Annotated in this window: 19 protein-coding genes, 3 tRNA genes and 1 riboswitch; of the genes, 16 read left to right on the top strand and 6 right to left on the bottom strand. The window is 50.1% G+C overall.

What is annotated here, in order from left to right:
* Positions 1-66: 66 nt before the first annotated feature.
* Positions 67-267, bottom strand: a riboswitch (cobalamin riboswitch).
* A 208-nt stretch (positions 268-475) separates the two neighbouring features.
* From JT719_RS10410 to JT719_RS10395, 4 genes are all read left to right on the top strand, one after another.
* Positions 476-1,219: a DUF4919 domain-containing protein gene (locus JT719_RS10410; RefSeq protein ID WP_207432938.1), complete on the top strand. Its 744-nt coding sequence runs from the start codon at positions 476-478 to the stop codon at positions 1,217-1,219.
* 339 nt (positions 1,220-1,558) lie between these two features.
* Entirely contained in the window at positions 1,559-2,218 is a 660-nt protein-coding gene (locus tag JT719_RS10405; protein ID WP_207432937.1) for a DUF4919 domain-containing protein, read from the top strand.
* A gap of 98 nt (positions 2,219-2,316) precedes the next feature.
* Complete coding sequence (locus tag JT719_RS10400; RefSeq protein WP_207432936.1) at positions 2,317-2,781, top strand: hypothetical protein; 465 nt, start codon at positions 2,317-2,319, stop codon at positions 2,779-2,781.
* A 2-nt stretch (positions 2,782-2,783) separates the two neighbouring features.
* Positions 2,784-3,410: a DNA-3-methyladenine glycosylase gene (locus JT719_RS10395; protein ID WP_207432935.1), complete on the top strand. Its 627-nt coding sequence runs from the start codon at positions 2,784-2,786 to the stop codon at positions 3,408-3,410.
* Between the two features lie 69 nt (positions 3,411-3,479).
* On the opposite strand, the gene JT719_RS10390 is transcribed toward JT719_RS10395, so the two are convergent.
* Both JT719_RS10390 and JT719_RS10385 read right to left on the bottom strand, forming a co-directional pair.
* The gene (locus tag JT719_RS10390; protein WP_207432934.1) at positions 3,480-3,743 is read right to left on the bottom strand and encodes a hypothetical protein; all 264 of its coding nucleotides are present in this window, start codon (positions 3,741-3,743) and stop codon (positions 3,480-3,482) included.
* A gap of 402 nt (positions 3,744-4,145) precedes the next feature.
* Complete coding sequence (locus JT719_RS10385; protein ID WP_207432933.1) at positions 4,146-5,333, bottom strand: THUMP-like domain-containing protein; 1,188 nt, start codon at positions 5,331-5,333, stop codon at positions 4,146-4,148.
* Positions 5,334-5,491: 158 nt separating this feature from the next.
* Here JT719_RS10385 and JT719_RS10380 point away from each other — a divergent pair, with 158 nt between their 5' ends.
* A complete protein-coding gene (locus JT719_RS10380) occupies positions 5,492-6,187 on the top strand; it encodes a DUF4397 domain-containing protein (protein WP_207432932.1) in 696 nt (231 codons plus the stop codon).
* A 151-nt stretch (positions 6,188-6,338) separates the two neighbouring features.
* On the top strand, positions 6,339-7,646 hold the full coding sequence (gene ahcY, locus JT719_RS10375; RefSeq protein WP_207432931.1) for an adenosylhomocysteinase: 1,308 nt from the start codon (positions 6,339-6,341) through the stop codon (positions 7,644-7,646).
* Positions 7,647-7,967: 321 nt separating this feature from the next.
* On the opposite strand, the gene JT719_RS10370 is transcribed toward ahcY, so the two are convergent.
* Complete coding sequence (locus tag JT719_RS10370; RefSeq protein ID WP_207432930.1) at positions 7,968-9,500, bottom strand: glycosyltransferase family 2 protein; 1,533 nt, start codon at positions 9,498-9,500, stop codon at positions 7,968-7,970.
* 165 nt (positions 9,501-9,665) lie between these two features.
* Here JT719_RS10370 and JT719_RS10365 point away from each other — a divergent pair, with 165 nt between their 5' ends.
* The 5 genes from JT719_RS10365 to JT719_RS10345 all read left to right on the top strand — a co-directional run bounded on the left by JT719_RS10365 (position 9,666) and on the right by JT719_RS10345 (position 12,525).
* Positions 9,666-10,262: a sigma-70 family RNA polymerase sigma factor gene (locus tag JT719_RS10365; protein WP_207432928.1), complete on the top strand. Its 597-nt coding sequence runs from the start codon at positions 9,666-9,668 to the stop codon at positions 10,260-10,262.
* A gap of 13 nt (positions 10,263-10,275) precedes the next feature.
* The gene (locus JT719_RS10360) at positions 10,276-10,569 is read left to right on the top strand and encodes a hypothetical protein (protein WP_207432927.1); all 294 of its coding nucleotides are present in this window, start codon (positions 10,276-10,278) and stop codon (positions 10,567-10,569) included.
* A 21-nt stretch (positions 10,570-10,590) separates the two neighbouring features.
* Complete coding sequence (gmk, locus tag JT719_RS10355; RefSeq protein WP_207432925.1) at positions 10,591-11,175, top strand: guanylate kinase; 585 nt, start codon at positions 10,591-10,593, stop codon at positions 11,173-11,175.
* A 2-nt stretch (positions 11,176-11,177) separates the two neighbouring features.
* Positions 11,178-11,756, top strand: a complete 579-nt coding sequence (gene nadD, locus JT719_RS10350) for a nicotinate (nicotinamide) nucleotide adenylyltransferase (RefSeq protein WP_207432924.1) — start codon at positions 11,178-11,180, stop codon at positions 11,754-11,756.
* Positions 11,757-12,120: 364 nt separating this feature from the next.
* Positions 12,121-12,525, top strand: a complete 405-nt coding sequence (locus JT719_RS10345; RefSeq protein WP_207432923.1) for a hypothetical protein — start codon at positions 12,121-12,123, stop codon at positions 12,523-12,525.
* 115 nt (positions 12,526-12,640) lie between these two features.
* On the opposite strand, the gene frr is transcribed toward JT719_RS10345, so the two are convergent.
* The 3 genes from frr to JT719_RS10330 form a co-directional block, all read right to left on the bottom strand.
* On the bottom strand, positions 12,641-13,204 hold the full coding sequence (frr, locus tag JT719_RS10340; protein ID WP_207432922.1) for a ribosome recycling factor: 564 nt from the start codon (positions 13,202-13,204) through the stop codon (positions 12,641-12,643).
* Between the two features lie 120 nt (positions 13,205-13,324).
* Complete coding sequence (gene pyrH, locus JT719_RS10335) at positions 13,325-14,032, bottom strand: UMP kinase (protein WP_207432921.1); 708 nt, start codon at positions 14,030-14,032, stop codon at positions 13,325-13,327.
* Positions 14,033-14,117: 85 nt separating this feature from the next.
* A complete protein-coding gene (locus JT719_RS10330; protein WP_207432920.1) occupies positions 14,118-14,612 on the bottom strand; it encodes an acyl-CoA carboxylase biotin carboxyl carrier protein subunit in 495 nt (164 codons plus the stop codon).
* Between the two features lie 78 nt (positions 14,613-14,690).
* Between JT719_RS10330 and JT719_RS10325 the strand changes: the two genes are divergently transcribed.
* The 5 genes from JT719_RS10325 to tuf all read left to right on the top strand — a co-directional run bounded on the left by JT719_RS10325 (position 14,691) and on the right by tuf (position 18,933).
* Positions 14,691-17,222, top strand: coding sequence for a M1 family metallopeptidase (locus JT719_RS10325; protein ID WP_207432919.1), 2,532 nt, complete (start codon positions 14,691-14,693; stop codon positions 17,220-17,222).
* A gap of 115 nt (positions 17,223-17,337) precedes the next feature.
* A tRNA-Tyr gene (locus JT719_RS10320) sits at positions 17,338-17,420 on the top strand.
* Positions 17,421-17,493: 73 nt separating this feature from the next.
* Positions 17,494-17,566, top strand: a tRNA-Gly gene (locus JT719_RS10315).
* Positions 17,567-17,608: 42 nt separating this feature from the next.
* A tRNA-Thr gene (locus JT719_RS10310) sits at positions 17,609-17,680 on the top strand.
* A 65-nt stretch (positions 17,681-17,745) separates the two neighbouring features.
* Entirely contained in the window at positions 17,746-18,933 is a 1,188-nt protein-coding gene (gene tuf / locus JT719_RS10305) for an elongation factor Tu (protein ID WP_207432918.1), read from the top strand.
* Positions 18,934-18,970 lie beyond the last annotated feature (37 nt).

The raw sequence follows: 18,970 nt of genomic DNA, 5'->3' as shown, positions 1-18,970 counted from the left end.
AAATAAACGAAAACGCCGGCCCACGTGGGCCACCATCCTTGCTGCTTTTTTTCCCGAAAGCCTCCAGGTGAATGTGTGACGTTGGCAGGTCTCCTGGCTCTCTTCATCGGCCCGGCCTTCCCATCTGGCAAAGCAGACAGTGGCGTGCGGTGGGCAGAACGGAAAGAAGATAACAGTTGCGGGTACAGCTCAGGTTTTTCACCTGATTCCCTTTTAAGACATCACCGGCAGAAAACCGGGGGTGTCACCAAAATCAGTGCAAAGGTACGGGAAGTTTAAAGAATAGCGAACAATTGTTTTTTGCCCTGTTTTCTCCAAATAGAGCAGAATTGAAAAATATTGTTTAAAAGCTGTTTTGATAAAATTAACATAAAAACAGCATCAACCTTAAAACGTTTGCGTAGAACAGGTTATGAATATGACTTATTAAAGGCGAGGCCCTTGGAGGTGTTGTCTTGAAAATTAGCCTCAATCTATGAAACGTTCTTTACTTTTAGCCCTAGTGGTATGCCTGTTCAGCTTGAGAAGCATGGGCCAGACACTCTCCAACGTAGACCTCACCAAAGTCTATAACGCTATTGAAGACGAAGCCTCGCCGTTTTACTATCCTGCCTTGCTGGAGCGGTACATGGCCAATGACACCATGCTGACGCTCTTTGATTACCACCACCTGTACTATGGATACACCAAGCAAGACGGCTACACCCCTTTTGCCAACGGTCCCGGTGAGATGGTAGCCATGAAGCTGCTGGAATCTGGCCGGGAAGAAGAAGCCAGGCAGTTGCTTCTGTCTGAACTCAAGAAATCGCCGTTCAGCCTGAACATGATCTTCCGGTTGGGCAGCATTGCCGATATGCAGCAGAAACCCGCCGAGGCCCGCATGTGGCTTTTGAAGTTTGAGGGACTCCTGCGCACCATTCTGCAAAGCGGCGATGGCAGGTCTGAAGAAACGGCCTGGGTGGTAATCTCAGCGCAGGACGAGTACCCGGTAATGGGTATCCTGGGGCTGGAATCTGCCGGGCAAGGGCTGCTGAAAAGCAAATACGATGTGCAGACGCTCAAAACGCCCAATGAAATGGAGACCGAGAAACTGTACTTCAACATTGAGATGCCTATTGAGCACATGGCCAAGAACTACAGACGGGAACTAGCCGAAGCCGATAAGCCGGTCAGGACCAAGAAGGTCAACAAGTCTAAGACCCTGGGGGTTAACCAATAGCCGTTTTAGGGCTTCATTCCGGAAAACAGAGGTAAAACAGATTTCCCCTGAACGCTATAAGAGATACTATTTTCTTTTGATTTTTAGAAAAGCAGTCGCGTGCCCCACCGTCTTACAGGTGAGGCGCGCGACTGCTTTTATCGTTTCTGATTGTCAGAGAATTAAAGTTTTAGGAGGTGTGCAGTTTGAGGCCGTTTCAGCGTTGTTTTAAACAAAGCAGGCCCAAAACGGAAACGCTGCTTCAAAGGTGCCCTGGGAGAGATGTAACTTTTTGCCTGAGGTGCAGTTTTTAGCACTGTATTTGTACTCGGCCTCGTGTCTTACCTTCTAAACAATTTCATGAAACGTTTTTTGCTTTTGAGCACCATCTGCCTGGGGTTTATCTTCGGTACCCAGGCCCAGACGGTTTCCAAGATTAATTTCGATGCCATCAAGGCGGCGGTGACGTCTCCTAAATCCAAGATGTATTATCCCAACCTGCTCAAGCGCTACCATGCCAACGACGGGACTCTCACGCTGGACGAGTACAAGCACCTCTACTACGGCTGGACCACCCAGTCCGGCTACTCGCCCTACCGCCCCAATGACAAATCCGATGCCCTGAACGATATGTTGATGGAAGCGCGGTTTCCCGAGATTGCCACCACCGGCAAGAAAATCCTGGCCGCCGATCCGTTCAACCTGGATGTAATCTACCTGATGCACATGGCCTACGGCGAGATGAACAAAACAGTGGAAAGCAAAAAGTGGCTGGTGAAGTTCGAGGGGTTAATGGCCGCCATTAAAGCCAGCGGCAACGGGCGCTCCAAAGAAACGGCTGTGGTCTTGATCGCGCCCCGAGATGAATACATGTTCCTGACCGTAGTGGAACTTCGGCAAAAGGGCAGTCCGCAGCTGATCGAGAACAAATACGATCTGGTGAGCCTGCAAACGCCCAATAAACTCAACCTCTCTGAGGTGTATTTCAACATCCAGAAAGCAACCGCTAAAAAGCGTTAAGTTAGCTACGCACGGGCTGGACACAGATGACCCGGGCAAAAATGCAGCGCCATCGCGTACTTTTCGCTTTCTTGCCTTCCAATCCCTCAGCTGACTCTATGAAAAAACTGTTTCCGGTAGCTTTTGCCTTTGTGACTCTGTTTGCCGCCTGCCAGACCAATTCCAGTGATGCTCCTGAAGAAAAGGCTCCCTCCAGCCCAGGAAATCAGGAGCCAGCGGTGTCTTTATGTGAGTTTACCTCCACAGATTCTGCCTCGGCCATGGCGTGGTTACCGGGGAAATGGGAGCTGCGCGGCATCCAGACCAATTACATGGGCGCTCAGGAAGACGAGTTTTTGACCGGGGAGAAGATTGGCGATGCCAAAACCCTCCGCTTCTACGCCAATGGCGAGTACGAGGAGTTTGTGAACGGCAAGCTGCAAGGCGAGAAAAAAACGTTTCAGGTAGTAGGGCAGAGCCTTACGCCCGTGGGCTACCAGTTCTGGTTCTGCGGCGAAAATACCCTGGTCATTAACAACGTGGCGGCCGATGGCGTAACCGAGGTGTACCTCAAGCAAAAGTAGCCATGGCTCTGCAGCAAAAGCTCTCCCGGGAGTTCTACACCCAGCCAGATGTAGTATCCCTTGCCCGTGACCTGGTTGGCAAATATTTCTTTTCCTGTTTTGACGGGGTGCTTACGGGCGGCATGATTGTGGAGACTGAGGCCTACTCGGGCACTGCAGACGCCGCCTGCCACGCGCACCTGGGCCGGCGCACCAAACGCACCCAGATCATGTATGCGCAAGGCGGCGTGGCGTATGTGTATCTCATCTACGGCATTCACGCGCTGTTCAACATTGTGACCAACGTAGAAGGCACCGCCGATGCCGTCCTGATCCGGGCCATTGAACCGACGGAAGGCATAGAGGAAATGCAGCTGCGCCGAGGGTTACCCAAAGTAGAGCCCCGCCTCACTGCCGGACCAGGCTTAGTGACCCAGGCTCTGGGCATCTCCACCCTGCACAACGGCACTGATTTAACCGGAACCGAGATCTGGCTGGAAGACCGCGGCGTGCAGGTGCCCGATGACCAGATAGTAGCCGGCCCTCGGGTGGGCGTAGCCTACGCCGGCGCCGATGCGCTGTTACCCTGGCGCTTCAGTCTGAAAGGCAGCCGCTGGGTGAGCAAAGCCAATCCCAAGTACTCTGTCTGAAAACAAAAAGCCCTCGCTGAACTCCTGTTCCGGCGAGGGCTTTTTGTTTTTGGGTTGTTTTACAAGAATCTAGGAAGAACGGCTACCCCGCTCTTTGTCGGTGATGGGGCGGTCCAGTTCGCTGCCGCTTTGGTCGGGTTTCTGGGGTACTTTTCTAGCCATAGACTCGCCCATGGCCGTTCCGCTGTTTTGCTCATGACTGCCGCCGCCGGTTCCGCCCGAGGATTGGTTACTGACTTCCGTCGCAGGCGTGCCCCCTTTCTTCCCGTCTTCAAATGATTTCTCAGGATTGCTTCCGAACCCGTGATGCGCATTCTTCTTTTCCTCTGCCATGGTCTTTCATGATTAAGTAACACAACCAGATGCCTTCCAGCATCTACCTTTCTATGGTACGCGCCTGAAGAACAGGAGTTAAGAGGAATTTGCCTCGAAGGGGAGAAAACTGTTTTGGGCCTGTTTTCCAGAAAAAGAGTCAGATACCATAACAGCTCTTTCCCTGCATACCGCTCTGGCGCGAGTCTCCAGACTCGTGCCTCACAGATGATGGATAGTCTCTGACTATCCTCGCTGCCCCGCAGCGAAAACAGGTTTGCAGATCTTTTATTCCAGGCTGTGGTTCCCGGCGAGTCTGGAGACTCGCGTCATCTTTAGTCACGAGACCAGAGTCTCGCGCCAGGAAAGTTTAGCTGAGATTTGACAACTAACAACTAACAACTAACAACTAACAACCAGAAACTAAACGCCAGCTTTCTGGCAGAGCAGCAGGATGGGTTTGTTGTGCAGGTCTGTAGTGGCGAAGAGGTACTGGTCTCCGCCTTCTTTCAGTTTTACTTTCTCGCGGAGTTGCGCCACCGTGAGCGGGTAGTTTCGAGCCGTGATGTTCGCTTTCTTATCGGGAAGAAGCTTCTGCAACTCTTTGGCATTGGCCTTTGGTTGGGCCGAGATTTCAAAAATACGGCCCGGAAACGCTGGTTGCAGTTCCTGGGAGGTGTAGAGATGGCTGTTGCGGTGCAGTTTATTGACACCGTACTTTTCTGAAAGCCACTTGTAAGCACCCGCCTTGAGCAAGGCCGTGTTGGGTTCATACAGATATCGCTGCGGCTTGGCATACGTCACCTGGGCGGTTTCTTCCTGGGGTTTGGTAAAGCTGAGGAGCTGGGCTTCTTTGTGCGGCGTGAGGTTGACGGCTGTGAGCAACGGCGAGTCCGTGGCATCCGATTTCAGAAGGTACAGCACCTCTTTGCACTCATTCTGCACGGCCACTACCCATATCTGGGCCACGTTTTTCAGTTCCTGCAGGGCAAGGTCAATGTCCAGCATAGGGGCCGTTTTCAGAAGTACGGTTCTGCTTTTCTGCAGCAGCAAAGGCAAGAGGCCCAGTACGTCTGGGGTGCAGTCTTGCAGCAGATGCACCCGTTCCTGGCTTTGTCCGCGGCGGGCGGGGTCCAGGTAAATAACATCTACGAGGTTTTCCAGGTGCTGAAGATATTCCTCGGCGGTGGTAGGAATGCTCTGGATGTTTTCGGCCCCCAATAGCTTGAAATTGTAACTGGCAATTTTCTGCAGTTCCTGGTTCTGCTCCAGGTGCACTACCTGGGCAAAATGCTTCGCAAAGAAGAAACTGTCTACGCCAAAGCCTCCGGTTAAGTCCACCAGCGTCTGTCCTTGCACCAACCCTGCCTTAAACGCAGCGGTTTCCTCTGAAGAGCTCTGTTCCACCGAGAGCATGGCCGGGAAAATAGTCTGGGGGTGCTTTGCCCAGGTAGGGAGCTTTTGCTGTGCCTTTTGGCGGGCCTTGATCTGCTGCACCAACTCAGAAACCGGTAAAGGAGCGAAGCGCTTCGCCTGCAACATCAGTTGGGCGGGGTCTTGCTGCAGGTGGTCCAGAATAAACTTTTGCTCTTCAGGGGTGAAAATGCGCATAAAACGGCTTAGGCGTGATTGGGCAAAGATACGCAAATTGGGCAGGGGAGGGATAGTAGACGTTTGTTTAAGATTTATTCTGTTGAAGTTAAACAAACTGAGTTTCAGTTGGTTCTGATGTTACCTGAGTTTGATGTTTTACCTTAAGTCTCAAAGTGATGAAGAATTGGAAAAAACTCGCCCTATTAGCCGTGTTGCCGGTTTTGTCCCTGACGGGCTGTGACGATGATGATGACGCGGCGGATACGCTGACCGATGAGGCTCGGGTGCTGGTGGTGCATGCGTCACCCAATGCTCCGGGCGTAGACTTGTATGTAGACGGAACCAAAGCCAACACCTCGGCCCTGAATTACCCAGACAATACCGGCTACCTGACGCTTCCCGCCGGTTCCAGGAACATCAAGGTGACCGCCGCCAGGGCTGGACTGGGCAGTCCGGTCATAGATGCTAACGTGACGCTGGAGAAAGACAGAAATTACTCGGTCTTCGCCGCCGGTCCGCTCTCTGGCCTTACCCCGGTGGTGTTGGTAGATGACTTGACCGCTCCGGCCAGCGGACGGGCGCACGTTCGGTTCGTGCACCTGGCTCCCGATGCGCCCAGCGTAGATGTGGTGGTACAGGGCGGGAATAACCTCTTCTCTGACATCGAGTTCAAAGAAGGCACTGCTTTCACCCCTGTGAACGCCGGCAGCCATGTCCTGGAGGTGCAACCGGTAGGCACCGATGTAGCGGCAGTGACTGCCGTATTGAATCTACAAGCCGGAAGAATCTATACCATATACGCCAGAGGGTTCCTGAACCCACCATCTGGTAATGATAATTCCTTGGATGCCGGTGTGATTATGAACAATTAAACGGAGATCTGAGCTTAACCGTGCCATCTGTCTTGCCAAGGCGGGTGGCATGGTATTTTAGGGCTGGTGCTTTACAGCGGTAATCCAGAAAATTGAGGTTGATAAACATTTTCCGTACCTTTGCACTTCTTCTGTATAAATCTGAACTACAATGGTAGAAACCTATCTGCAGTACAAAGTAAAAGATATTTCCCTGGCTGAGTGGGGAAGAAAAGAAATAAAACTGGCCGAGGCAGAAATGCCAGGCTTGATGGCCATCCGGGAGGAGTACGGCCCAAGCAAGCCGTTGGCTGGCGCGCGCATTGCAGGTTGCTTGCACATGACCATCCAGACTGCCGTGTTGATTGAGACACTGGTGGAGCTGGGTGCCGAGGTAACCTGGTCTTCCTGCAACATTTTCTCTACCCAGGACCACGCCGCGGCTGCTATTGCCGCTGCCGGTATCTCTGTGTACGCCTGGAAAGGAATGAATGCCGAGGAGTTTGACTGGTGCATTGAGCAGACCTTGTTCTTCGGGGAGGAGCGCAAGCCCTTGAACATGATCCTGGACGATGGTGGTGACCTCACCAACATGGTGTTTGACAAATACCCTGAGCTGGCTGCCGGTATCAAAGGTTTGTCTGAAGAGACTACCACCGGGGTTCACCGTCTGTACGAGCGCATGAAGAATGGCACCCTGTTGATTCCGGCCATCAACGTGAACGACTCCGTGACCAAATCTAAATTCGATAACAAATACGGCTGTAAAGAATCATTAGTAGACTCTATCAGAAGAGCTACAGACGTGATGATGGCCGGTAAAGTAGCCGTAGTAGCTGGTTACGGTGACGTAGGAAAAGGTTCTGCCGCTTCTTTGCGTGGTGCCGGTGCCCGCGTGATTGTAACGGAGATTGACCCAATCTGCGCGCTGCAGGCTGCCATGGACGGTTATGCCGTACGCAGAATGGAGAATGCCATCCCTGAGGCTGACATTGTGGTAACCGCTACCGGTAACTTCAACATCATCCGCGCCGAGCATTTCCAGGCCATGAAAGACAAGACCATTGTCTGCAACATCGGTCACTTTGACAACGAGATTGACATGGCTTGGCTGAACGAGAACTTCGGTCATACCAAAGACACCGTGAAACCACAGGTTGATCTGTACACCATCAACGGCAAAGACATCATCGTTCTGGCCGAAGGTCGTCTGGTGAACCTGGGTTGCGCTACTGGTCACCCATCGTTCGTGATGTCTAACTCTTTCTCAAACCAGACACTGGCGCAGATTGAGTTATGGACCAACGCTGAGGCCTACGAAAACAAAGTGTATACCCTGCCTAAGCACCTGGATGAGAAAGTAGCTCGTCTGCACCTGGCCAAGATTGGCGTGGAACTGGAAGAACTGACTCCTGAGCAAGCCGCCTACATTGGCGTAGAAGTGCAAGGTCCGTTCAAACCAGAGTACTACCGTTACTAAGCAGATCTGTTTCCGGCTTGTTTGCCGGAAAACCACATAAAAACGCCCGGCTTCTCCTGGAGAGGTCGGGCGTTTTGTTTTCCGCTTTAGGGACGATGAACACCCTCTAAGAATGTGAATACTCCCTCTACTGTCATCTTGGAAAGATCTTTTGGTAGCGAACGGTAGTAACCTTTCTAAAGAGCTTTTCTAGTTCGCCCACAAGATCCTTTCAGGATGACAAAAGAGGGGTAGACCCAGAAGGGAAACTCCGGAAAAAGCATGAAAGCGGCTGCATTCATGCTTTTCTTGCAAAGTTAGCGATAGCTGTTCTGGTAAGTATTAGGCTTGAAGATATTTACTGATACCGTTCTCGCACCATTTAGATTTTTGGGCAATAGCATCTGATAGGATTTTATCATTCTCGGGTAGAGAAGTACGGGCGTTTTCTGGGTGGTACAAATGGTAGCCTACCCCGCCAAAAGGCAAATTGCGCCGTGTCACGCCTGCGTTCAGCATCCGGATGGCAAACTCACTGTCTTCACGGCCCCATCCCTCAATATCCTCGTTGAAACCGTTTATTCGCAGCACATCGGCACGCCAGAACGCCATGTTACAGCCTCTGATGGCTTTGATATCAGGGCGCTTTTTTGAGCCTAGTTTTGCCAAAAACGGCGAAGAAACGGCATTGAACCGGTTTACGATGCCAGAAGTGAACGGCGTGATGTGCCATTGCTTGGCCTGTAGAATCTCTTTGGTGATCTCTGGCTGTAACAGCACGCGTTTGCCTTGCATAAAGGTATTGGCGCGGGCCATGCGCTTGTGGCTCTTGACAAAGTCTGGGTGCAGCACCATGTCGCCGTCAATGGAGATGATGTACTCGCCTTGGGTCATGGCCATGGCTTTGTTGCGGATGGCCGCCAGCCTAAAGCCCGTATCCTCGTGCCAGCAATGGAGCAGCGGCACCGGAAAGCTTTGCTGGTAGCGCTCTATCACGGCTCTGGTTTCTTCCCGGGAACCGTCATCGGCTATGATCACTTCGTCTGGTAATTCATTCTGCTGGGCCACGCTTTTGAGAACTACTTCCAGGGCGTCGGGCCAGTTGTAGGTAGAGATAACCAGGCTGGTGGTCATGGAACGGTTGGCCTCGCGCAGTTTCATGTATTTGTAGAAAGCGCCGTTGGCGTTGCAGGCCGAGATCAAAAAGCCCTCAAAGCCGTACAGAAAACCTCTTTTGAGAAAGTAGTTACGCAGGAACGTCCAGAAAGCTTTGTATGTGGCCTTGAACGCCGAGGAAGATTTCCTGAACCGGTTCTCCTGCGCAAAGAGCGTGGTGTATTGGTTCAGTTTCTTTAGTAACTCATCTGTGTTCTTGAACGAATAATGGTTCAGGATGCCGGGCAGGGTTTCCACGGTAAGGCCTTCGGTGATGATGCCTTCGTGTACTTCACGATCCGTGAAGCGGGTGGTTTTTCGGTTGAAAAGCCGCAGCACGTAATCATTTTCCCAACCACAGGCGTTTATTAACCGTTTTCCGTAAAAGTTGTGGCGCAGGAAACGGTACGCCTTTTGGCTGTCCAGCGGATGGGTTAAGATGGTCTGCACCAGCTCTGGGGTAAGCACCTCGTCGCTGTCCACAGACAGAACCCAATCGTTAGAGGCGTAAGAAGCAGCCAGGTTCTTAAGCGGTCCAAAGCCAATGAAAGGCGAATGAAACACTTTTACGTTAGGGAATTGGCGGGCTATGGCAACAGTAGCATCGGTTGAGCCGTTGTCTAGTAAAACCACTTCCGGGAACTGGGTCAAAGCCTTGAGGCAGAGCGGGAGCAGTTCCTGGCTGTTCTTAGCGAGTATGGTGACAGAGATTGAATGCATGCAGCGCAGAAACAAAAATGGGCTTGGGATAGATTCCGGGCACGTAGGTTTCTGCCGGGTAATGTAAACATCTGCCCAAATATTCGTATGTACCTATGTATATTTAATTTCTATATTTGCGTATAGGTATTTTTCACAAAGTGTAAAAGTACAAAATCAAGACCAATGAGCGAACAGAGAGCGAATTCAATGACAAAAGAGGAGAAAGACGCCCGTTTTGAGGCCGAGCTGATGCCGGTTATTTCGTCTCTCTACAACTTCGCGTACCGTCTGACCCTGGACGAAGACGATGCCAATGACCTGGTACAGGAGACCTATCTGAAGGCCTATCGCTTCTTCGATTATTTCGAACCCGGAACTAATGCCAAAGCGTGGCTGTTCCGCATCCTGAAGAACTCCTTCATCAACGACTTCCGGAAGAAGAGCAAGCAACCCGCCAAAGTAGACTACTCTGAGGTGGAAGGCTACTACAATTCTGAGGACGTGGATGCAGAGGGAGACAGTTCTGGCGGTACCACTGACCTGCGCATGGAGAGTGTGCAGGACCTGATAGGGGATGAGGTAGCCGGTGCGTTAAACTCGCTGCCGGTTGATTTCCGGACCGTGATTATCCTGTGTGACCTGGAAGGGTTCACCTATGAGGAGATGGCCAAGATCCTGGATATTCCCATTGGTACAGTGAGGAGCCGCCTGCACCGGGCGCGGCACTTCCTGAAGGAGAAGTTGGAGAAATATGCGAAGTCAATGGGTTATAACAGCTAATTAAGAAATCAATATGATGGGGATTACTACAATGTCAGATGAATTGATGGGCGCGAACGCCTCAGAAGAGAGCCATGAGCCTGACTGTGAGAAGGTACAAGGCGTTTTTGAAAAGTGGCTGGAAGGAATAGCTACTGCAGAAGATGAGGCTTTCCTGGCCGAACAGGCCGATGAATGCTCTCCATGCTTTGATAGCGTTGATAAACAGCGTTTATTTGTACAGTTCCTGAACGCGTCTCTTCGCCGCCCGGGCATGCCGGCTAATCTGGCAGAATCCATCAAATCAAAGATCCACCAAACCGCTTAGGTATAAGCTTCCTGTTCCCGGATGCAAGGTAAAATCATCATCTTTTCGGCTCCTTCCGGGGCCGGCAAAACAACAATTGTACGTCATTTAGTAAATGTCATACCGGAGCTAAGCTTCTCTATCTCAGCCTGCACCCGTGACCGACGTGGCCGCTCTGAAATCAACGGCAAAGATTATTACTTCATCACCCCAGAAGAGTTCCGCGAGAAAATAGCGCAGGATGCCTTTGTGGAGTGGGAAGAAGTATACGAAGGAGCCTTCTACGGCACGCTTAAATCTGAAATTGAACGCATCTGGTCTGAAGGCAAACATGCCATTCTGGACGTGGATGTAAAAGGAGGATTGAGCGTCAAGAACTTTTATAAAGACCGCGCCCTGTCCATTTTTGTGAAGCCGCCTTCCATTGAAGAGCTTTCCAAGCGGTTAGTGGCCCGTAACACAGACTCGGCTTCCAGTATCTCCAGCCGGGTGTTCAAAGCAAAATTTGAGTTGAGCTTTGAAGACCAGTTTGACGAGGTTATTGTGAACGAGAATCTGGAAGAAGCATTCGCCAGGGCTGAAAAGCTGGTGCGCGACTTTATCTCTAAGGAAGACACGGTACTCTAAGCATGCGGGTAGGGTTGTTGTTTGGGTCTTTCAATCCCATTCATATAGGGCACTTGATCCTGGCCAACTACATGGCTGCCAACACTACGTTGGATACCGTTTGGTTGGTGGTGAGTCCGCAGAACCCGTTTAAACCCAGCAGCAGCTTGCTACATGAGTTTGACCGCCTGCACATGGTGCGCCTTGCCATTGCCGATAACCCAGACCTGGGCGTAACGGACATTGAGTTCAGGATGCCCAAGCCCAGCTATACCATAGATACGCTTACTTATCTGAAAGAGCGGTATCCTACCTACCAGTTCGTGTTGATCATGGGCGAGGATAACCTGGCAACCCTGCATAAGTGGAAGAACTACGAACAGATTCTGGATCTCTACGAAGTACTGGTGTATCCCAGACCAGGTAGTGCCAAGGCACCGGAGCCTATCAGAAGCAATCCTAAGATTAAATTGGTGCCGGCTCCTTTACTGGATATCTCGGCAACCTTTATCCGCAGTTGCCTGAAAGAAGGGAAATCTACCCGCTACTTACTGGCCGAACCGGTAGAAGAATACATTAAAGCCAAGAGGCTGTATCAGTAAGAGAAATTCAGCTTTACATAGGTTGTTTGTAGTTGAATTTGATGCCAGACAATTTAATTGCAAGAGCTTAAAAACAGAGAGGCGTTTTAGACCTTAATTCACAGAATTGGGCCTAAAACGCCTCTCTGTTTTTGGTGCTTCTAAGAAAGTTATTCTTTAGTTTTAGCACTTATTTCTTCCTTTCTTTCGGCTCAGGTAAAATTTATAAAACCTTTCTTGAATTCTGCCGTTTATCAGAAGTTTTGCGGTTTATTGAATCTGAATAATCCAGTTTTTTACCGTACAAATACTTGGTTTGCTCAGATGTAGGGTGTAATTTGCTCATCCTTCTTAGTCAGACACAACAGAAGGTTTTGCTGAAACAATGGGTAATTCAATCATCTTCAAGGATAACTATATTACAATAAGTTATAACCAAGACCAGAAGTATGTAAACGCCGACTGGACCGGGTTTCAGACAAAGCAATCTGTGCAAGATGGCTGCGAGCGTATTCTGGAGATACTGGCTCAGTATGAATGCCATAAGATATTAAATGACAATACCCACGTGGAGGGAATATGGTCCAGCGCTGCCGAATGGGTTGGCTCAGACTGGTTTCCCAGGTTGCGGCAGGCGGGCATGACCTCTTTTGCCTGGGTTTACTCCCCAAGTATGTTCAGCCGGTTGTCTACCGATAAATCCCTGCGGTTCACCTATGACACCACCGGTATTGAAGTGTTTGAAGATATGAACGTTGCCCTTACCTGGTTAGCAGAACGGCCTGAGTAAGTAGAGAAAGATACCTGAAAGAACCATCCATAAAAACAGAAAACCCGGTACCTGCAGGTACCGGGCTTTCTGTTTTTATGCTAGTTATGGAAAATAAAGCCTAAAACAAGCTTTATCAGATGGTCATGATTTCGGCTTCTTTCTTGGAAAGCAGCTCATCTAGCTTGGTGATGTAAGAATCGGTTAGTTTCTGAACTTTGCCTTCGGCGTCTTTCACGGCATCTTCAGAAGTACCTTCTTTCAGAAGCTTTCTCAGAGAGTCGTTCACATCTTTGCGGATGTTGCGCACTCTAATCTTTCCGTTCTCAGTCTCGTTTTTGGCTTGCTTCACCAGTTCCCGGCGGCGCTCTTCTGTCAGGGCTGGGATGTTAAGGCGTACGCCGTCTGCTTCTTGCAGAGGGTTCAAACCTAAATCGCTGTTTTTGATGGCTTTTCCAATCTCAGCTACCATGTTTTTTTCCCATGGTTTGATCATGAGGGTGCGGGCATCCGGAGCAGTGATGTTGGCTACCTGAGAAATAGGGGTAGGTGTACCGTAATAATCAACGCGCAGGGTCTCCACCATGGCAGGGGAGGCTTTGCCGGCTCTGATTTTGGTTAACTCCACGCCAGTATGCTGCACCGATTTCTGCATAGATTCTTCGGCTTCGCTCAAATAAAAATTAATCTCTTCGGTCATTGGGTTCTTTGGTTAGAAAGATGACTAAACGCTGTCTCTCTGGCTTGTTTGCCAAAGGGCGGCACTAATTTCTGATTTTATTCTGTAAAATCCACTGGCAGGGCAGCAGACGTTCTTTTATTACATGGAAACCAGGGTTCCTACCTTCTCACCGTTAATGAGTTTGGCCAGGTTGCCGGGTTTGTTGATGTCAAACACCACAATTGGCAGGTTGTTCTCCTTGCAAAGGGTAAACGCAGTCATGTCCATTACGTTCAGCCCTTTTTCAAATACTTCTTCAAACGTGATGTCTGTGTACCGGGTGGCAGAAGCATCTTTCTCTGGGTCAGCAGTATAGATACCGTCTACGCGGGTTCCTTTCAATACTACATCGGCCTCAATCTCAATGGCGCGTAAGCTGGCGGCTGAGTCTGTGGTGAAGTACGGGTTACCGGTACCGGCCCCAAAAATCACTACGCGACCCTTCTCCAGGTGGCGCATGGCCCGGCGGCGGATGTACGGCTCACATACCTGCTGGATGTTGATACCAGATAACAGGCGGGTGTAAAGGCCTGCTTTCTCCAGGGCACTTTGCAGGGCCATGCTGTTGATTACGGTAGCCAGCATACCCATGTAGTCGCCCTGCACGCGGTCCAACCCTACAGACTCGGCCTGTACTCCCCTGAAAATGTTTCCTCCGCCAATCACTACGGCCACCTGGGCGCCTAGGTCAACGGCAGATTTGATTTCCTGGGCGTATTGCACCAGCATCTTGGTATCAATGCCATACTGCTGCTCGCCCATCAAGGACTCACCGCTGAGTTTCAATAGAATTCGTTTGAATCGCATGCTAATTTATATAGTAATAGTTGTGACGTTAGTATGTACATGTTTTGGGCCTGCTTTTTACAAAACAGGCCCAAAACAGGATAAATCAGAAAACAATAAGAACCTGGTTCTTCTCAACGTTCTGCCTTACGCTAACCTTTACATCGCTTACTACGCCATCGCCGGGAGATTTGATGATGTTCTCCATTTTCATGGCTTCCAGGATGAGGATAGGATCTCCCTTTTTCACCTCCTGGCCCGGCTGTACCTTAATGTCCAGGATGAGGCCCGGCATTGGTGCCTTGATGTCGTTGATTTTATTGCTCAGGGCCTGGCTCATGCCCAGGCTCTCCAGGAGCAAATCCATCCGGTCCTGCACCTGTACCGTATGTACAGAGCCGTTCACTTTGATCCGGAAGGTTTTGGTTTGTGGATCGGCCTCCAGTAGCTCGGCAGTATAGGAACGGCCGTCTTTCAGGATATGAAAAGAGGTTGGGCTGAGCGGAAGCAAATCCCAGGTAAAAGGTGTGTCATTGAGAAGGATTTGGTTTTTCTCTAAGACTACTTGCCACGTATTAGTGGCCGATTTTACCTGTAGCATGTTGGCAGCGTTAAAGACAGATTACGGTAGCTGTGAAATATTTCACAATTTGAGTTCCCAAAGTTAATAAATCATTACATGAATCACATCCTTTCCCGTGGCTTGTTGTTGTTTCTCCTGTCTGGCGCTATGACAGGCTGCGCTGTAAAGCAATCTGCGGCTCCTTCCGTAGCGACAGAAGAAGTTACGTCTGTCCCAGATACCGCCAGTGCGGCCGTTGTTCCGGTGACCAGCCATGGACCATACCAACCCGCCGCCGAGCGCCTGATGGACCTGCGACATACCAAGCTGAACGTGCGGTTCGATTGGGCTAAGCAACAGCTTCTGGGAGAGGCCACGCTCACGGTAAAGCCCCACTTCTACCCACAAGATACACTGGTGCTGGATGCCAAAGGATTTGACATCCACAAGGTTACTATTCTGAAGGGCAAGCAGGAACTGCCGGTGAAATACGCCTATGACCAGTACCAGTTGGTGGTGCCCCTAGGCAAGGCCTACACGCGCAAAGACTCCCTGCAGATTTTCATTTCCTATACTGCTAAACCCAATGAGCTGAAGGTGAAAGGAAGTGCGGCCATCCAGTCAGACAAAGGCTTGTACTTCATCAATCCGCAGGGGGCCGAAGAAGGTGTGCCGCAGCAGATCTGGACCCAAGGGGAGACCGAGGCGAATTCGGCCTGGTTTCCCACCATTGACAAGCCCAATGAGCGCATGACGCAGGAAATCTACATCACCGTAGAAGACCGGTTCAAAACGCTTTCCAACGGGGTGCTGGTTTCGTCCAGAAAAGCCGGAAACGGTCTGAGAACGGATTACTGGCGAATGGATAAACCCCATGCGCCGTATCTGGTGATGATGGCCATTGGCGAGTATGCTGTTATTAAAGACAAATGGCGGAACAAGGAAGTGAGTTACTGGGTGGAGCCCGAATATGCCGCCACTGCCAAAGCCACGTTCGGCCGTACGCCGGCCATGCTGGAGTTCTTCTCCCAGAAACTGGGTGTGACTTTCCCGTGGGATAAATATGCGCAGGTAGTAGTGCGCGATTTTGTTTCAGGCGCAATGGAGAATACCACCGCTTCTACGTTTATGCAAGCGGTGCAGCAGGACCGCCGCGAGCTGCTGGACAAGAACTGGGACCATATCATTGCGCACGAGCTGTTCCACCAGTGGTTCGGGGACTTGGTGACCACGGAGTCCTGGGCCAACCTGCCTCTGAATGAATCCTTTGCCGACTACTCTGAATACCTGTGGGCAGAACACCAATACGGCCCCGATGAGGCGGCACTCACACACCAAACAGCGCTGCTGGAGTACCTGGGAGAAGCCAAGACCAAGCAAGAGCCGCTCATCCGCTACCATTACCTGGATAGAGAGGATATGTTTGACAGCCATTCCTATGCCAAGGGCGGAAGAGTGTTGCACATGCTACGGCAGGAGGTAGGAGACGAGGCGTTCTTCGCGGCGCTCAACCTGTATTTGACCCAGCACAAGTACAGCTCAGTAGAGATAGATGAACTGCGTCTGGCGTTTGAAGAAGTTACCGGCCGTGACCTGATTCCGTTTTTCAACCAGTGGTTCCTCACGCCGGGGCATCCAGAACTGAATGTCACTCATACGTACCAAAACGGAGTGCTTGATGTTCACGTCACCCAAACCCAGGATACCACCCGCAGCACCGTATACAAAATGCCGCTACCTGTTTTCATCCTGGAAAACGGAAAATGGCATGAAAACCAAGTGCAGCTGAACAAAGCACACCAGACGTTCTCTTTCCCGTTGGGTTCCTCGCCTCAGACAGTGGTGATAGATCCAAACCAAAAATTATTAGCGAATATCAGGCACACCAAATCCATTCCAGAATGGGCCGCTCAGTTCAACCACAGTACTGCCTTTGCTGCTAAATCAAATGCCTTGGAGGAGTTAAGAGACACCTCGAACGTGTTGGTTGATCAGGTAATACAGAAAGCCCTGCAGGATCCCTTCTGGAAGATAAGAACTACCGGTTTAGAGATGCTGGTGTCAACAGAGGCCATGCAGAATCCCCAAACCCAGAAGCAGGTTCTGCAAATGGCGGAGGCTGATAAAAGCAGCTCGGTGAGAGCCATTGGCACGTACGCTCTAAGCACTCTAGAGGGGTTGCCCAAAGAAATAATCGAGAAACGGTTGCAAGACAGCTCTTACCAGGTGGTAAGCGCCGCCATCTTCGCTTGGTCAAGGGGAGGGCATGATCTGGAAAGGCTGAAGCCTTACCTCACTTACAAGAACCCGGATGTGGTGAACGCATTGGCGGCAGCCTTTACTAACTCAGATCAGGAAGAGATCTACAGCTGGTACCTGCAAAATGCCCGAAGACTCAGAAGCGGGGACCTGTATTACTTCATCCAGGGCTTTGGAGCCTTCCTCCTGAAAAAAAATATTGATAGTCAGGAGAGGGGTTGGCAGGCCATGAAAGCCATAGTAGAAAGAGAGACTATGGACATGGTAAAACAGGCTGCTTTTCAAATGCTTATAGTGATGGCGGAGACTGATGAAAGACGAGAAAGCCTGCGGAATTTAGCCCAAAAAGATCTTAAATTGGCCCCGTTATTAGAGCTTCAAATAAAATAATTGAAAAAATATTTGCTGAAATATTTGACACGAAAGAAAAAGCCTATAATTTTGCAGCTCCTAAGAACGAAAAACGGAAACGAAAAGAGTTCTCAGGGTTCTTTGAAACAGTATTGGGGAGATTCCAGAGTGGCCAAATGGGACGGACTGTAACTCCGTTAGCGTAAGCTTTCGAAGGTTCGAATCCTTCTCTCCCCACACCAACACCGGTCAGGAATTTGAATAAAGGTTACAGGTTATTCAGTTGAAATTCTTGACTACTTATTAACAAGCGGGAGTAGCTCAGTTGGTAGAGCGACAGCCTTCCAAGCTGTAGGTCGCGGGTTCGAACCTCGTCTCCCGCTCTATTTCAAAATGATGCAGCGAAAGCTGCATCATTTCATTATGCCGACGTAGCTCAGGGGTAGAGTACTTCCTTGGTAAGGAAGGGGTCGTGGGTTCAATTCCCATCGTTGGCTCAAGGAGTATTTTTTATAAAACAAGCAATACACCGTTTCAACCCAAGAACTAAATACTTTCTAAAATGGCTAAAGAAACATTTGACCGTTCCAAACCGCACGTAAACATCGGTACTATTGGGCACGTTGACCACGGAAAGACTACCTTGACTGCTGCTATTACTCAGGTTTTAGCGGAAAAAGGTCTGGCCGCAAAAAGAGACTTTTCTTCAATTGATAACGCTCCAGAAGAAAAAGAGCGTGGTATCACTATCAATACTTCTCACGTAGAGTACGCAACTGAGACTCGTCACTATGCACACGTTGACTGCCCAGGTCACGCTGACTATGTGAAGAACATGGTTACTGGTGCTGCTCAGATGGACGGTGCTATCCTGGTAGTAGCTGCTACTGATGGTCCAATGCCACAAACTCGTGAGCACATCCTGTTGGCTCGTCAGGTAGGTGTACCTGCTCTGGTTGTATTCATGAACAAAGTGGACATGGTAGACGATCCAGAGTTGTTAGAACTGGTTGAAATGGAAATCAGAGAGCTTCTTTCTTTCTATGATTTCGACGGTGACAACATTCCAGTTATCCAGGGTTCTGCTCTTGGTGGCTTGAACGGAGATCCAAAATGGGTGAAAACTATCGAAGCCCTGATGGATGCAGTAGATAACTACATTCCAATCCCTGCTCGTTTAACTGACCTTCCATTCTTGATGCCAGTTGAGGACGTGTTCTCTATCACTGGTCGTGGTACAGTAGCTACTGGCCGTATCGAGCGTGGTGTAATCAACTCTGGTGAGCCAGTTGAAATCTTGGGTATGGGTGCTGAAGGCTTGAAGTCTACAGTAACTGGGGTTGAGATGTTCCGTAAGATCCTTGACAGAGGTGAAGCTGGTGACAACGTAGGTCTGTTGCTGCGTGGTATTGAGAAAACTGATATCCGTCGTGGTATGGTTATCTGTAAGCCAGGTTCAGTAACTCCTCACGCTAGATTCAAAGCAGAGGTTTACGTACTGTCTAAAGAAGAAGGTGGACGTCACACTCCATTCTTCAACAACTATCGTCCTCAGTTCTACCTGAGAACTACAGACGTAACTGGCGTTATCACTCTTCCAGAAGGAGTAGAAATGGTTATGCCTGGCGATAACATCACTATCACTGTTGAGTTGATCAACAAAGTAGCGATGGAGAAAGGTCTGCGTTTCGCTATCCGTGAGGGTGGTAGAACAGTAGGTGCCGGTCAGGTAACTGAAATCCTTGACTAATCTATAAAAATATAAGTCCGCCTTGCTGAAAAAGTGG

The organism is Sabulibacter ruber, from assembly GCF_017355955.1.
GTDB classification, from domain to species: Bacteria; Bacteroidota; Bacteroidia; order Cytophagales; family Hymenobacteraceae; genus Nibribacter; species Nibribacter ruber_A.
Note: the sequence above shows the minus strand (reverse complement) of the source record. Positions and strands in the feature narration are given on the sequence as shown.